Source organism: Geobacillus sp. Manikaran-105, assembly GCF_002809955.1.
Lineage (GTDB): Bacteria > Bacillota > Bacilli > Bacillales > Anoxybacillaceae > Geobacillus > Geobacillus thermophilus.
Genome location: NZ_PIJG01000003.1, coordinates 68,463 through 84,738, shown reverse-complemented (window position 1 = coordinate 84,738; position 16,276 = coordinate 68,463). Strand labels below are relative to the sequence as shown.

Sequence of the window (16,276 nt, the reverse complement as noted above, 5' to 3'; positions counted from 1 at the left end):
ACCGCTGTCTGCTGCTTAAACAGCAAGAAACGATTGAATATAAGTCAAATCAGCCCCATCGACATCCCCTTTCGCCACGACAGCGCCGCGATCCAAAATATAGAAACGATCGGCACAAGAAAACGCCAGCTCCACGTTATGTTCGACCAATATGATGCCAACCTGCTTTTCTTCGGCGATTTTCATAATCGCATCATGAATCAACGCAACGATCGAGGGCTGAATGCCTTCCATCGGTTCATCAAGCAAGAGCAGTTTCGGCCGGCCGGCCAACGCGCGGGCAATGGCCAGCTGTTGCTGCTGTCCGCCGCTTAAATCTCCTCCTTTTCGCTGGCGCATCTCTTTTAAAATCGGGAACAGCGCGTACATTTCATCAAGGGTCGGCTGGGGACGGACTTTTTCGGCCTGCGCTTCCAGCCCGAGAAGAATATTTTCCTCCACCGTCAACGCCGAAAAAATTTCCCTCCCTTGCGGCACATAGCCGATCCCCGCTCGCGCCCGCCGCTCCGGCGGCCAGCGCGTGATATCTTCCCCCTCCCATTCGATGACGCCTGACATCGGGCGAATCAACCCGATGATCGTCTTCATCAACGTCGTTTTTCCAACCCCGTTTCTGCCCAACACCGCCGTCACCCGACCAAGAGGAACATCCATGTCAACATGATCGAGCACCACACTTCCGTCATAGCCAGCCGTTACATCCCGGAGGCGCAGCACGCGTTTTTCCCCCTTCCAAGGTACACATCGATCACTTGTTCGTTTTGCTGCACTTCATCCATCGATCCTTCGCACAATACTTTTCCTTCATGCATGACTGTCACTTGTTTGGAATAGCGGCGGACAAAGTCCATATCATGCTCGACAATAATGACCGCACAATGTTCGGCCATTTCATGGAGCCATTCCCCCGTGCGCTCCCGCTCCGCCGCACTCATGCCGGCGATCGGCTCATCCAATAGGAGGAGCTGCGGACGCTGAATGAGCTGCATGCCGATTTCCAACCACTGCTTTTGGCCATGAGACAGCGAGCCCGCTAAGCGATGACGTTCATCGAGCAATCCAATTTTCTCTAGCTGTGCTGCCATCATTTCTTTCTCTTCTCCAGTCAGCTTCGCCCGCAAAACGGAACGCAGACGCCGATCTTGTCGCATGGCTAACTCCATATTTTCCCACACCGTCAAAAACGGAAAAATGGAAGGGCTTTGAAACTTCCGGGCGATCCCCATTTGCACAATTTCATATTCGGGCCGTTTCGTGATGTCATGGGAGAAAAACAGCACTCGGCCGTCCGTCGCTCTCGTCCGCCCGCAAATGACATCGAGTAGCGTCGTTTTTCCCGCTCCGTTCGGGCCGATCAAAAATCGCACTTCATGAGGGTAAACCGCGAGATCAACGCCTTGCAAAGCGCGAAATCCATCGAAGTCAACGACGACGTCACGACACATCAACACGGGCTTCACATTCATGCCCCCTTTTTTCTTTGATGCGAACGGCAGCGAGCGATTCATAAATGCCCGCCAATCCCTTCGGAACAAACAGCACAACAACGACAAACAAGGCGCCTAACAAAAGCAGCCATAGATCCGGATAATTTTCGCTTAAAAAGCTTTTCGCCGTGTTCATGACGATCGCGCCCATAATCGCGCCCATGAGCGAGTGGCGTCCGCCGACAGCAGCCCACAGCACCATTTCGATTGAAGGAATAATCCCCATCATCTCCGGGGAAATGAGCCCGACTTGCAGGACAAACAATGCGCCTGCCACTCCGGCAAAGGCGGCTGACAAACTATACACAAACACTTTATAGACGGTCGGATTAAACCCTAAAAAACGAACCCGATTTTCAGCATCGCGAATGGCAATGAGCACTTTTCCTAGCCGACCAGTCGTTAGACGGCGCGTCATAACGAAAATGAGGGCAAGAACAGCTGCTGTCAGCCAATACAACACAATTTGCGTAAGCGGCGATGATAACGAAAAGCCGAACACGGTCGAAAAATTGGTCAAGCCGTTCGTTCCACCCGTCCATTCTTGCTTGCCGATAAACAGCGTAACAAACACGACAACAACCGCCTGGGAAAGGAGAGAAAAATAGACGCCTTGAATCCGATTTTTAAACGTGAAATAGCTTAATAGGGCAGCCAGCAATGCAGGCAAGACGATCGCTGCTATGACGGCCACGACAGGATGCGCAAACGGCTTCCAAAACCACGGCAGTTCGCGCACGCTGCTCCACTCCATAAAATCAGGCAAATGCCCTCGCGAAGCTTCGAGCTTCAAATACATCGCCATGCAATAAGCACCCAATCCAAAATACACCCCATGGCCGAGGCTCAAAATGCCGGTATATCCCCAAATGAGAGAAATGCCGACCGCCACGATGGCAAAGCAAAGAAATTTGCCAAGCAAAGACAGGCGAAACTCCGTTAAATAAAATGGCGCCAAAAACAAAGCAACGAAAAACAGCCAGTATCCCCAACGTTTGTTCACGATGCTTCCTCCCCTCAATCGAGCGACCGCGTCCTCAAGCTAAGAAGACCGGACGGTTTCCATTGCAAGAACGCAATAATGAGAACGAACACAATGACTTTGGCGATGGTGGCGCTTGTGGAATATTCGACAAAGGTGGAGATTAAGCCGAGGCCAAACGCTCCCAGCAGCGTCCCAGCCAGTTTTCCCACTCCTCCTAAAATGACGACCATAAATGCATCGACAATATAGTACGTGCCGATCGTCGGCCCAATCGGCCCAAGCAAGGTCAACGCACATCCCGCCACCCCCGCCAATCCTGAACCGATCGCAAACGAGTATGCATCAACTTTCTGCGTGGCAATGCCGAGACAGGCCGCCATCGGCCGGTTCATGGTGACAGCCTGAATGCGTCGGCCAGCTCGTGTTTTCGTTAAATACATATAAAGAAAGAACACGATCGCCAATACAAGACAGAGAATAAACAACCGTTTATACGGAAACACCGCCCCAAACAAGCGGATTCCACCATCCAGCCAGCTTGGCGGCACAACCGCCACGTTGGGCGCCCCAAAGATAAGTCGGGCGGTCTGTTGCAAAATCAAACTGATCCCCCATGTCGCCAACAAACTGTCCAGCGGGCGGTGGTACAAATGGCGGATCAAACTTTTTTCCAGCCCCCACCCAAGCAAGGCAGCGATGAGAAACGACGACGGAATGGCAATGACAAAGTACATCCCCGCTGATTGCGGCGCATGATGGGCAAAGATTTGTTGAATAACGTAGGTTGTGTACGCGCCGACCATCATCAGTTCACCGTGCGCCATATTGATGACGCCCATCAATCCAAAGGTGATCGCCAACCCAATGGCGATCAAAAGCAAAATCGAACCGACGCTCAGCCCGTTGAATAATTGGTCAATAAACATCGCCGTCCCCCTCTCATGTCCGCTGGGCAAGAAGGAAGGACATGCCTTCCTCCCCATGCAACTATTCACTTAATCCTTTCGCCCATGGGTAGCTCTTTAAATACGGATCCGGCTTCACCGGCTGGCCGGAATTCCATAACTCTTTGAATTGTCCGTCCGCTTGGATTTCGCCAATGCGCACCGTTTTCCATAAATGCTGCGTTTCCCCGTCAATTTTCACTGTTCCTTCCGGCGCCTTGTATTCAAGGCCGGCCGCCGCTTTTTTCACTTGATCCACATCAAAGGAACCGGCTTTTTTCACTGCTTCGGCCCATAAATGAACCGCAGTATACGCCGCTTCAATCGGGTCAGCCGTCACGCGGTCTTGTCCATACTTTTCTTTATACTTTTGTACAAATGCCTTATTCTCCGGTGTATCGGTCGTCTGAAAATAGTTCCACACAGCCAAATGACCGGCCAACACATCCGGCCCGATCCCGCGTATTTCTTCTTCCGCGATACTGACGGACATCACCGTCACGTCTTTCGGTGTGATGCCAGCGTCTTTCAACTGTTTGAAAAAGGCGACATTGCTATCGCCGTTGAGCGTATTGAAGACGACAGCCGGTTTCACTTGTTTGATTTTGCTGATAATGGTGCTATAATCGGTATGGCCGAGCGGCGTATATTCTTCCCCGACCACTTGCCCACCTTCGGCCTTCAACTGGGCCTTGATGATTTTGTTCGCTGTCCGCGGAAAGACGTAATCCGATCCAAGCAAGAAAAACGTCTTGCCGCGGTTTTTCAGGAGCCAGCTGACCGCTGGAACGATTTGTTGATTCGTCGTCGCCCCAGTGTAAAAGATGTTCGGAGACGACTCCATCCCTTCGTATTGCACCGGATACCAAAGCAGCCCGTTGTTTTGCTCCACAACCGGAAGCATCGCCTTGCGGCTCGCCGATGTCCAACCGCCGAAAATGGCGGCCACTTGATCTTTTTGCAGCAATTTTTTCGCCTTTTCGGCAAATGTCGGCCAGTCGGACGCTCCATCTTCCACAATCGGTTCAATCTTCTTGCCGAGCAGCCCGCCCGATGCATTGATTTCCTCAATGGCCATTAACTCGGCATCGCGCAGCGACACTTCACTGATGGCCATCGTTCCGCTCAGCGAATGGAGAATCCCTACTTTGACCGTATCGCCTTCTTTACTAGCCGAAGACGAATCCTTTTTGTTTTCGTTTTTTGCTTGATCAACAGCTGATGACGCCGCACATCCCCCAAGAGCAAAAACACTGACGCATAAAAGCAGCCATAATTTCCACATGAATGCTGGTTTCATTCGCACACCCTTCCCCCCTATTCATTTGAAACATCGATGAATTCCTGCCCCTCATTCATCTAAAAGAGCGCATCCCTCCCTTGTTCCTCAAAAGCGATGCATGTTCTCCACGTTGAGGATTTGTTCTTGATTAGCAGTATAAGGCCCACGTTTCGCGGACTCAACATATTTGTCATATTTTATTACATATTTTTGTTATATTTATTATCAATCATCTTCCGACCAATCAGCCAGGTCGAAAAACAAAACATGCCCCAAAAAGGCACACATGCACCTTTTTGGGGCATCGTTCATTTCACAAGCGACAAATCCACTCCAATGACCCCGACAATTTGACCGTTATGATCCCTAATGGGAGCGGACACCGTGACGCAAAGATGTTTCGTCAATGCCGATACATACGGATCGGAAACGTACACTGTTCCTCTACAAGCTTCCTGAAACCACGACCGGACTTTGGCGTTGACCAATCCGGCTGGCGGGTTCGAATAGACAAACGCCCCATCAAGACGATTCGACCAGACAGCCTCAATCTCTCCATTCTCAGATAAAAATCGATCCAGCACGCGTTGATGCATGGCCTCATCCATTTGTTCCAACGGAGCTGACTGAAGCAAAGCCGATAGTTTCTGAATCGTGTTTTTCACGACCGCATCATCGACAGAAATCGTTTCTCTCATCCAATCACGTCCGACCGTTTGCTGCAGCTCCTCCGCTGTCTTTTGCAGCGCTTCATTAATGCGCAAAATCTGTTCGACGCTTTCATGCTGTTCGTTCATATCCGCCGTCACTCGCTCGACAAACCGTTGATTTTCCCGGCTCAATTGCACGATTTCTTCTAGGAGAACGGCGATTTCTTTCACGCTGTCCGACTGCCCAGACGCTGACCGGACAGAAGAGGAGACGAGGTCCGTCATATCATTCAGCTGTCGCTGCAGCAAATGAAGGAACGACATAATCGCTTCCATTTCTTTCTCTTCGACATCGATTTGCCTTGTTTCTTCGCGAACGATATCGGTTGTCGCTGCGATTTCGCGTTGAATAAGGGACAAAATATCCTGTGTTTGCTGGACAGCTTCCGATGTTTGATTCGCCAACATGCCGATTTCCCGCGCGACGACCGCAAACCCGCGCCCATGTTCTCCCGCACGAGCCGCCTCAATATTGGCATTGAGCGACAAAATTTTCGTTTTCTGCGAAATCTCGCCGATCGCTGATATAATTTCATTGATGCGTCGCGAATGATGAACGAGATGGTCCATTTGTTCCAATAACGTTTCATGGTGGGAGCGCAGTGTTCGAATTTCTTTTTGCAACGTCTCCAATGAATTCCATGAATGCAGCCAATGTTCGGAAAACTGCTGGCTGCTCGCATACATATCACGCGAAGATGCAGCGATTTCCCTAGCCGCCTCCTCGATTGTTCGCATTTTGTTCGCCACTTTTTCCGTATACTCCACCGTTTTCTCGCTATGGTCCATCAGCTCTGCCGCACTATTCCGGCTTGAATCGGAAATGTCATTCAGCGAAAGTGCCGCCATCTTCATCTGTTCCATCGCTGCTTTGAGCTGATCAACCGCCACAACAATTTGCCTTGCAATTTGTTGCGGTCCTCCCTGCGTTTCCTCACGTCGAGGCTGATCCAGTTCGCGCTTTATTTTTCGTTCCGCACGTCTCGCAAAAATCAACAGGCGTCACTCCTTATGTCATTTTTTATTACATAATTATAATATAAAATATAACAAAAGGACATATAAAAATAAGACGCCCGTTCTTCTAAAAACGAGCGTCTTGCCTGGAAAAGGCTAGAGAACCATATTCAATAACAAAATGAAGACAAACGCCACCACCGAAATAATCGTTTCCATGACTGTCCATGTCATGAGCGTTTCTTTCACCGTCATGCCGAAATATTCTTTGATCATCCAGAAGCCGGAGTCATTGACGTGCGACAAGATCAACGAACCCGCGCCGGTCGCCAAGACAAGCAGTTCCATATTCGTTCCCGGCATGGTAGCCGCGATGGGGGCAACGATGCCGGCAGCGGTCATCATCGAGACGGTCGCCGATCCCGTCGCTACGCGAATGAGCGCCGCAATGCCCCAGCCTAACAGGAGCGGAGAGAAGTGCGAGTGTTTCGCCACTTCCGCGATTTGTTCGCCGATGCCGGAATCAAGCAGCACTTTGTTGAATGCGCCGCCCGCCCCGATGACAAGCAGGATGTTCGCGACCGGGCCGAGGCAGTCGTTGGCAAATTTCAAGACAGCGTCGCGGTTGAAGCCGCGGGCGTAGCCTAAGCTAAAGAACGAATAAACCGTCGCGATCAAGAGCGCAACAATCGGGTCGCCGATAAAGCGCAGCACTTTCGCCGCTTCTGACTTTTGATCAAGCGTCACGTTTGCCACAGAGGCAATCAACATCAAAATGACCGGAAGCAAAATCGTGAACAGCGTATTGCCAAAGCCAGGAAGCTCACGTGCTTCTTTATGCTGCACAAGCTAATGAGCAATAATAACACGATAATAGCAGCAACAACAATGGCGATTTCCATCACAAGCTCCCCCTTTATCTTTGAGATAAATCGATTTAGTGAACAAAGCAAACGTTTTCAGATCTTTGAAGGAAAGGGCTAAATCGATTTAGCGCCCGATCATAGCCAGCTAAATCGATTTAGTCTTCCTCCCTTTCCCCACTCCGCCGCTGAAACGCAGCGATGATGTCAAATTCCTCTTTCAATCGCTCATACAAGCGGGCATACAAATCAAACAGTTCAGCGTAAATGAGCGTATGTTCTTCCTTCGGCTCATGGCGGGCCGTTGTGTCGATCCACGTTTTCACCGTTTCCAGCGGCGGCAGCTCGCCTAACGCGTAAAGCGCCACCGCAGCCGCCCCCAGCGCCGACGCCTCGTGCGTCTGCGGCACGATGAGCGGTTTGCCGAGCATATCAGAAAGCATTTGCCGCCAAAACGGCGACTTGGCGAATCCGCCCGAGACACGGATTTCCGACATCGGCCCCGTGACATCGCGAATGGCCAAGGCGACGGATAGGATGCTGAAGCAGACGCCTTCCATCACGGCACGAATCAAATGTTCACGTCGATGATGAAGGCCAAGTCCAAAAAACGTTCCGCGCGCGTTCGCGTTCCAATACGGCGCCCGCTCGCCCGATAAAAACGGCAAAAACACCAGCCCCTCGGATCCAGGCGGAACACGTTCGGCGTATTTCGTCAACAAATCGTATGGATCCATTCCGAGCTTTTTCGCCACTTCCCGCTCCTGGGCGCCGAACTCATCGCGCAGCCAGCGAAGCAAAATGCCGCCGTTGTTCGTCGGTCCGCCGACGACCCAATAGCCGGGCGTCAACGCATAACAAAACGTCCGCCCTTTTTCATCGGTCGTCGGTTTTGCCGCGATCGTCCGCACCGCCCCGCTCGTCCCGATTGTAATCGCTGCTTCCCCCGGAAGCACCGCCCCGACACCGACATTGGCGAGCACGCCGTCACTTGCGCCGATAACGACGGGCACATCAGCGGATACCCCCATTTTATCCGCCCATTCTTTCTTCATTCCTTGCAGAATGTGTATAGCTGGAACTAAACGCGGCAGCTGCTCGCGGCTGATACCAAGAAACGAAAGCACACCCTCGTCCCAATCAAGCGTATCGAGGCGGAACAAACCAGTGGCTGAAGCGAGCGAATGGTCAGCGATATAATCGCCATATAGGCGGTAAAGCACATAGTCTTTCACAGAGACAAACCAGCGGGCTTGCCGAAACACATCCGGCTGCTTCTCTTTCAGCCAAAGCAGTTTCGGCAACGGGGACATCGGGTGGATCGGTGTCCCCGTCCGCCGATAAATATCAAGCCCGTTCTGTTCTTTCAACAGCCGCTCCGTTTGAGCCACGCTTCGGTTGTCCGCCCAGATGATTAAGCGAGTGAGCGGCCGCCCCGACTCGTCAAGCACCATAATCGAGTGCATCGCCGCGCTTAAACCCATAGCTTTCACTTGCGCTGGGCGGATGCCGTGGCGGATCGTCACCGCCCCGACCGCTTGAACGACCGCCGCAAACAGTTCATCGGGATCCTGCTCCGCAAACCCCGGGTGCGGCTGGATGATCGGATAGTCGATCGCATGAGAGGCCAGCACTCGTCCCTGTTCGCCAAACACAACGGCTTTCGTGCTCGTCGTCCCGATGTCCACACCGATGACGACACGTTCATGAATCTTCATCGTTTCTCCTCCCTTCTTTGCCATTTCCCCGTTTGATCCATGTCCGCTCCACCAATGCCGGGGAGAAACGAAACACGCGCGGGCTGTCGGCATGATTCGAATCCATTTGTTCAAACACACGCTCCGCCGCTTTTTTTCCCATCGCAAACGTTGGCTGGGCGATCGTCGTCAACGCCGGTGTATAAATATCGGCAAACGGCACATCATCGATGTTGATGATCGCCACCTCATCCGGCACACGAACCCCTGCGTCTTTCACAAACCGCAAAACCCCCATCAGCGTCAAGTCGTTGATCGCAAACAAGGCATTAGGCCGCTTCGGTTCGGCAAACCGTTGTTTCAACACTTCCGGCAGCGCGTCCGGATCAGCGGCGATGATGTTCCCATCTTCAACGTCCAGTCCTCTTTTGCGCATAGCCGCCCGAAACCCTTCAAATCGTTCCATCCGCGGCACGTTGTAAGGGACAAGCGGCGGGGTGACAATGGCAATCCGGTCGTAGCCATAGGAAGCGAAATACTGAACCGCCATTTCCGCTGCACCTGCATTATCAAGCAGCACGCTGTCTGCCTCCACTCCCGGCACCATCCGGTCGACAAACACAAGTGGAAACCGTTCCTCGACAAGACGGCGATAGACGTCCTCGTTCTTCCCTGTTGGAAACACGATCAACCCGTCCACTTGCTTCGCCAGCAGCGTATCAACATATGTTTTTTCCTTATCCGGATCATCGCCGGAATTGCAGACAATGACTTGAAACCCGCGCTTTTGGCATTCCTCTTCAATGGCGTGCAGCATTTGCGTTGTCATCATATGAAGCATATTAAAAACAATCACGCCAATGGTCGCTGTCGTCTTTTGCTTTAAGCTGCGGGCGATGGCGTTTGGCTGATAGCCAAGTTCCTCGATCGCTTGAGCGATGCGCTTTCTTGTTTCCTCGCTCATATATTCATAGCGTTTGTTCAAGTATTGCGAGACCGTGCTTTTCGAAACGTTGGCCAATTTCGCGACATCGGCCATCGTTACTTTTTTCAAAAGGGATCCCTCTCTCGTACTAAATCGATTTAGTTCAAAGCGTTTTCATAAACCGGTTTAGCTTTATTATAAACCAAATGAAAGCGGTTTACAATAAGTTTTGTTTGCTCGTACACGTGGGGAAAGAAAAGAAGCAAAAACTCCTCAAAAAATGTCGACAGCAACTCTTTGAACAACCGGTCATGATCGATGCGCTGTTTGGCCACGTTTTCCCTCCCTGCAATTGTCGGATTCACCGTACTGTATTCGCTCTTCGCGGCCAAATTCCTCCTTGTCCCTCCCCACGTTTTTTGGGCATGCGCCATTTGCCCTTTTCCGACGTTGAGCCGTAAAACAAGCCGAACTGAGCAGCGGTTCAGCTTTGGGGGGAATAGTTTCAGTTCCTCGTAGGTACGTAAAAACTTGAGGTCATTCAAAAACTTTCGTTCGAAATTTTGTTGTTTCAATCCCTCATAGGTACGATAAAAACTCGGTCTCCGGATCGGAATCATGATTAAAGAAAGTTAGTTTCAATCCCTCATAGGTACGATAAAAACCGCCATGGTTCGCGTCGATAGGAGCAATAGCGAGATACTTGTTTCAATCCCTCATAGGTACGATAAAAACCCTGACGGTGTGTATCGCAAGTCCACATCCTCGACGTTTCAATCCCTCATAGGTACGATAAAAACAAATTTTCCAAGCCTCTTGGAACATCTTCCGCTTGATTGTTTCAATCCCTCATAGGTACGATAAAAACTCTGCCTTTTCTATCTTTTCCCCTGTGTCCATTCTTAGTTTCAATCCCTCATAGGTACGATAAAAACGGAATTGGCGGAGTGCAACGCGGCACTCGAGGCGTACGAACGTTTCAATCCCTCATAGGTACGATAAAAACGCGCGGAATTGATTTACAATTGTTCGCATCACTATTGGTTTCAATCCCTCATAGGTACGATAAAAACGCTGTATTTGCGATCGCGAGAGGGCTTGCAGGCTATTGTTTCAATCCCTCATAGGTACGATAAAAACGAAAACTACTCCCCCGGACGCCCAAGCTCCTCCCAGTTTCAATCCCTCATAGGTACGATAAAAACGTCGAGCACGACAAACTCAACGTCGTCAGGATGATGTTGTTTCAATCCCTCATAGGTACGATAAAAACCCAAACCATACGCATCAAATCAAGCTTTTTCTCTCTGAGCTGTTTTCAGAATATCACGTTTCAAAAATTCTGTCAATACCGTTTAGCCGTGTTGTTTGTAGGATTTTGACGCAAAAAAACATTGTCGTCGATCCCCCGGGATTTTTGCACGATTGGAGGTCGACGACAACTTGCCCCCGTTTTCATCCGCCAATCGGAAACAGCAGACGGGCCGCATATACTGTGCCTGTCACGGTAATGGCGCTCAACAAAGTCGACACCAACACCGCCTGGGCGGCGTAATCTGGGTGGCAGTCATACTCGAGTGCATACAGCGCCGTATTGCGCGAGCACGGATAGGAACTAGCAATGAGCAACGCCTGAGCCGTCACGCCATCCATTCCTAATAGAAAGATCAAAGACCCAGCCAACAGCGGCGACAAAACGAGACGCCCAAACACACTTGCATACACAAGCGGCGGCAAGGCGTTAAAACGGGTGTAGGCGATTTGCGCTCCCAACGTAAAGAGGGCGATGGCTAAAAACGCGTCGGCGACCCGCTGAAGCGGCGTCCATAAAAATGATGGGATTGGGACGTGAAGCCATCGGCAGATCACACCGAACAACAGCGCGTGAAGAACGGGATTTTTCCATATCTCAGCAGCCCATTTCCCACTTTTCCCGTTTCCTGACACGAACTGATACACTCCATATGTATTGGTCAAGAAGTTTTGAAAAATGGTCACGATGATTTGAATCGTCGCCCCGAGCGGATGTTGGTGAAACACCAGCTGGCTGACAGGAATGCCGAAGTTGCCAGAATTGTTCAGCACAACCGTATTTTGAAACACCGCTGCCATACTTCGCTCCAGTTTGAATAGTTTCGCCATGATCCTACTCAAAACCATCAGCCCGCCGTTTTGCAACAGAAGAAACCCTAAGATAGCCGCTAACACCTTTCCATTCAACTCACTGTCATACACGTTGATGAATGCGACTGCCGGCAGCAGGACATACATGTTCAATTTGGATAATGTATTGAGGTCAAGACGAAAGAAACGGTGAAGCCCTGCTCCCAAGCCGACAATCAACAGCATAGGAACCATCACTTGCAATACAATTCCGCTAAAAACAGCCAAGACGTTTCCCCCGCTTTCTTTGTGCATATGTCGGCTCGATGTTCCTTGTATAACGTTGTTCAGACATCCCGCCTTTTACACTTTTTTTCGATAAATCCGCTCCGGACGACCGACCGATCCATAGACAATATCGGCTAGCACTTGTCCCGTGGAGACAAGGTATTCTAAATATCGACGGGCGGTCGTCCGGCTTGTGCCAATTTGCCGTCCGACTTCTTCAGCAGTGATGCCTTCTTGGCACTGCCTAACAACCGCTAACACTTTTTCCAGCGTCAACGGCTGAATGCCTTTAGGCAACATCGGCTGTTCCTTAACGGACCATTCTCTTCCCATCAGTTCATCAACATCTTCTTGGCCAATCCACTCTTTCTCTTTCACCCACCGCTGCATTTTGTCATAGTACTCTTTATACCGATGCAATGTGTCGACAAATCGATCAAACATAATCGGCTTGATAATATAATCAAACACCCCGCCATGCAGCGCTTGTTTCAAGGCATCCACTTCTCGTGCTGCTGTGATCATAATAATATCGATATTGGAAAAGCGTTCCCGAACCCATTTTAAAAAAGAGAGGCCGTTCATATCCGGAAAATAGACATCAAGCAACAACACGTCGGGTTGCAGCACCTCTGTCAATTCCCTTGCCTCTTCGGCGTTCGTGGCAATGCCGACCACTTCATACCCGTTCACTTTCTCGACAAAGCGCCGATTAATTTCAGCGATGCGGCGGTCGTCTTCAATAATAAGTACACGAATCATCCCCTCTGCTTCCCTCCCTCCGAAATATTGATGCATAAAGGTGTAGAGGCCTTTTATGGGAAATGCTTTCTTTCAGCATGGGTTGGCACGGCCCGACCGCTTCGGAATAATGACGGTAAACACCGTTCCCTCTCCTTGTTTCGACTGGTAGGTGATTTGCCCACCAAGCATCGCCAGCGCCTTCTTGACAAGATCAAGCCCATACCCACGGAGGCCGTTGGCTTTGGTCGAAAAGCCGCGGTCGTATATCCGTTCCGCCACATCCGGATCAACGCCTAATCCGTTATCCTCGACCTCAATAATCAAGTCATCGCCGAGGTCGGTCAAAAAAATGGTCACTCGTTTCTCTTCTTTTCCGTTGTGGAGGACCGCTTCCATGGCGTTATCCAACAAATTCCCGACAATCGTCACCAAATGGTCGCGATCGATCCATGGCGGCACATCGCGAAAACTGCTTTCCCGATCAATTTCAAAGGTGATTTTCAGCTCATGGGCGCGGTTGAACTTGCCAATCAGCAGCCCGCCGATGATCGGATCCGGAATTTCTTTCATGACAAACCGGACGATGTTTTGTTGCAAGTCGGTCTCTTTTGCGATCAGTTCAAGCGCTTCCTCATACGATTCCAGTTGAATCAGGCCAGAGATCAAATACAGCTTGTTGGAAAATTCGTGCGTTTGCGCGCGCAAGGCATCGGCATAACTGCGAAGCTGCGATAACTCTTTGGTCAAGCGATACAATTCCGATTTGTTTCGAAACGTCGATACCGCTCCAATCACACGCCCTTGCTTGTCTTTGATCGGAATGCGGTTGGCAATGACGGTTTCTTCCCCTAACACCATTTCATCGTCAAATTCCGCCTGCCCCGTCCGAATGACTTCAGGCAGCCTCGAGTGGGGAATAAGCTGCAAGATCGGCATTCCCAACACATCGCGTTCGTTCTCATACCCAAGCAGCTTCAGCGCCGTTTGATTGACCATCGTAATCGTTCCTTCTTGATTGATGGCCACAATTCCTTCGCGAATCGCTTCTAAAATCGCCTGCTTTTCTTGGTAGAGCAAACCGATTTCTTCCGGTTCAAGGCCATGAATCGATTTTTTCACCGCCCTGGCGATCGCCACGGCGCCCACCGCTCCGAGAAAGAGGGCAAAAACGGAGAAGAGAAACATCTTCATACGATACGACCATACTGTACGCTGAATATCCTCTAGCAAAAAACCAACCGAAACAATGCCGATCACATGTCCGTTTTCATCAAAAATCGGCGCTTTTCCCCGGATCGCCGGACCAAGCGAACCGACCGCCTCGGAAATAATCGCTTTGCCTTTCAGCACTTCGCCGTTGTCGCCCCCTACCATATGCTTTCCAATCCGATCTGGCAGTGGGTGAGCGTAGCGGATTCCCTTACGGTTGCCAATCACTACGTACTCCGCCCCTGTCTTTCGGCGAATATGTTCGGCAAACGGCTGCAAGCGCACTGACGGATTCGGGTCGCGGAACGCCTCGCGCACGAGCGGAGTCGACGCGACCGTCTCGGCCACATTCAGCGCTCGCATGCCGATTTGTTGTTTGATAGTCTCCGCGAACATATGTTGGAATAAAAACGTAAGAAACACGATGACAAACAAAAGCAGCGAACAAATGATCATCATCAACCGTGTTTGCAGTTTCATCGTGCTGTCCTCCAAACGGAAAAATGAAAAGAAAGACCATCCTCCACTAAAGGAAGAAAGCCTTTCTTTCTATTATTACATATCTTCATTGACAATGACGGTTTTTCCTCGTAATTTCATGAAAAACGGCACGGCAATCCACAATAAGGCGATGACCAACAAGACGAGCGAAATCGGTTTTTCAAAGAAAACGAGATAGTCCCCGTTTGATGCCGTCAACGCCCGGCGCATGTTGTTTTCAATCATTGGCCCCAGCACAAGCCCCAATACAAGAGGCGCGAGCGGGTAATCGTGTTCCGCGAGCCAATAGCCGAGCAAGCCAAATGCCAACAACAGAAACACATCAAACGTCGTCACTTGCACCGCATACACGCCGAATACAGAGATGGCGATAATGAGCGGCAACAAATACTTCGTCGGTGTTTGGATGATTTTCGCAAATAGTTTCACAAGCGGCATGTTGAGAATTAACAACATCACATTTCCGATAAACATGCTCGCAATCAATCCCCAGGCGACAGCCGGATGTTCATCAAACAACAGCGGACCTGGCTGGACGTTGTACATAATGAGCGCTCCCATCAAAATGGCCGTCGTCCCGGACCCCGGAATCCCGAGCGTCAACAGCGGAATCATCGCGCCTCCAGACGCACCGTTGTTCGCCGACTCGGGCGCCGCGACGCCGGCGATCGTCCCTTGGCCGAATTTTTCTGGATGTTTGCTGATTTTCTTTTCAAGAATATAAGAAAAAAATGAGGCCAACGTCGCTCCGGCTCCCGGCAGCACGCCGATGAAAAATCCGAGCAGCGACCCGCGGGCAATCGGGCCGGCACTTTCCTTCAAGTCCGATTTGGTTGGCAAGATGCGCCCGATTTTAGCAATTTCCCCTTCGTTCGTTTCCCGATGGAGAATCGCTCTAAACACTTCTCCCAACGCAAACAACCCGACCGCTACGGTTAAAAACTCCAGCCCCCCATACAAATAGGAAATGTTGTACGTGAAGCGTGCGACGCCAGAGACGTTGTCGAGCCCGATCGTGGAAAGAAGCAGGCCAAAGATGGTCATGATCCACGCTTTCGTCATCGACTTGCCGGCAAGGCCGCTCACCGCAGCAAGCCCCAGCAGCATGAGCGAAAAATACTCCGCCGGACCAAACTTGAGCGCCACATTGGAAAGTGGTTCTGCCAGCAGCACAAGCCCCACCAAAGCCACAATCCCTGCCACAAACGAACCGATCGCCGCAATCGCCAGCGCCGCCCCGGCCCGGCCTTGCCGCGCCATTTGATAGCCGTCCAGCGTCGTGACAACGGATGACGATTCCCCTGGCGTATTGAGCAAGATCGATGTCGTCGAACCGCCGTACATCGCCCCGTAATAGACGCCGGCCAACAAAATGATCGAACTGGCGGCCGCCTGCTCGGGACTCAAACCCGATGTCATCGACGCCGTCACCGGAATGAGCAGCGCCACCCCGCTCATCGGCCCGATCCCAGGAAGCACGCCGACCGCCGTGCCGATCAACACCCCGATAAACGCAAACAGCAAGTTATGCGGCTGAAGCGCCGTCTGAAATCCGTCAAACAAAAACGATAGTGTGTCCAT

Annotated in this window: 12 protein-coding genes, 2 pseudogenes and 1 CRISPR repeat array; all 14 genes and pseudogenes read right to left on the bottom strand. The window is 51.0% G+C overall.

Annotated features, from left to right (window positions below):
- Positions 1–15: 15 nt before the first annotated feature.
- Positions 16–717: an urea ABC transporter ATP-binding subunit UrtE gene (urtE, locus tag CV945_RS01855; RefSeq protein ID WP_063165752.1), complete on the bottom strand. Its 702-nt coding sequence runs from the start codon at positions 715–717 to the stop codon at positions 16–18.
- On the bottom strand, positions 696–1,460 hold the full coding sequence (gene urtD / locus CV945_RS01850) for an urea ABC transporter ATP-binding protein UrtD (protein ID WP_055357887.1): 765 nt from the start codon (positions 1,458–1,460) through the stop codon (positions 696–698). Before urtD ends, urtE begins: the two co-directional genes overlap by 22 nt.
- Positions 1,435–2,493 (bottom strand): urea ABC transporter permease subunit UrtC, encoded by a 1,059-nt coding sequence (gene urtC, locus CV945_RS01845; protein ID WP_042380801.1) that lies wholly within the window; start codon positions 2,491–2,493, stop codon positions 1,435–1,437. Before urtC ends, urtD begins: the two co-directional genes overlap by 26 nt.
- Positions 2,494–2,504: 11 nt before the next feature.
- Positions 2,505–3,398, bottom strand: coding sequence for an urea ABC transporter permease subunit UrtB (gene urtB / locus CV945_RS01840; protein WP_042380689.1), 894 nt, complete (start codon positions 3,396–3,398; stop codon positions 2,505–2,507).
- A 61-nt stretch (positions 3,399–3,459) separates the two neighbouring features.
- On the bottom strand, positions 3,460–4,716 hold the full coding sequence (urtA, locus tag CV945_RS01835) for an urea ABC transporter substrate-binding protein (RefSeq protein WP_033011712.1): 1,257 nt from the start codon (positions 4,714–4,716) through the stop codon (positions 3,460–3,462).
- Positions 4,717–5,006: 290 nt separating this feature from the next.
- Complete coding sequence (locus tag CV945_RS01830; RefSeq protein WP_047818477.1) at positions 5,007–6,404, bottom strand: methyl-accepting chemotaxis protein; 1,398 nt, start codon at positions 6,402–6,404, stop codon at positions 5,007–5,009.
- 117 nt (positions 6,405–6,521) lie between these two features.
- Positions 6,522–7,193, bottom strand: a pseudogene (locus tag CV945_RS01825) (GntT/GntP/DsdX family permease); the annotation flags it as partial.
- Between the two features lie 193 nt (positions 7,194–7,386).
- A complete protein-coding gene (locus CV945_RS01820; RefSeq protein ID WP_100659024.1) occupies positions 7,387–8,946 on the bottom strand; it encodes a gluconokinase in 1,560 nt (519 codons plus the stop codon).
- Positions 8,933–9,979 carry a LacI family DNA-binding transcriptional regulator gene (locus CV945_RS01815; protein ID WP_033008364.1) on the bottom strand — a complete coding sequence of 349 codons (1,047 nt, stop codon included), beginning with the start codon at positions 9,977–9,979 and terminating at the stop codon, positions 8,933–8,935. Before CV945_RS01815 ends, CV945_RS01820 begins: the two co-directional genes overlap by 14 nt.
- A 107-nt stretch (positions 9,980–10,086) precedes the next feature.
- A pseudogene (locus CV945_RS01810) lies at positions 10,087–10,185 on the bottom strand (DUF4351 domain-containing protein); the annotation flags it as partial.
- A gap of 233 nt (positions 10,186–10,418) precedes the next feature.
- A CRISPR array of direct repeats spans positions 10,419–11,123; the repeat unit is 30 nt; unit sequence GTTTCAATCCCTCATAGGTACGATAAAAAC.
- 182 nt (positions 11,124–11,305) lie between these two features.
- Entirely contained in the window at positions 11,306–12,241 is a 936-nt protein-coding gene (locus tag CV945_RS01805) for an AEC family transporter (protein ID WP_033008367.1), read from the bottom strand.
- A 75-nt stretch (positions 12,242–12,316) separates the two neighbouring features.
- Entirely contained in the window at positions 12,317–13,003 is a 687-nt protein-coding gene (locus CV945_RS01800) for a response regulator (RefSeq protein WP_033008361.1), read from the bottom strand.
- A gap of 72 nt (positions 13,004–13,075) precedes the next feature.
- Positions 13,076–14,674: an ATP-binding protein gene (locus tag CV945_RS01795; protein ID WP_100659023.1), complete on the bottom strand. Its 1,599-nt coding sequence runs from the start codon at positions 14,672–14,674 to the stop codon at positions 13,076–13,078.
- Positions 14,675–14,749: 75 nt separating this feature from the next.
- The gene (locus CV945_RS01790) at positions 14,750–16,276 is read right to left on the bottom strand and encodes a tripartite tricarboxylate transporter permease (RefSeq protein WP_100659022.1); all 1,527 of its coding nucleotides are present in this window, start codon (positions 16,274–16,276) and stop codon (positions 14,750–14,752) included.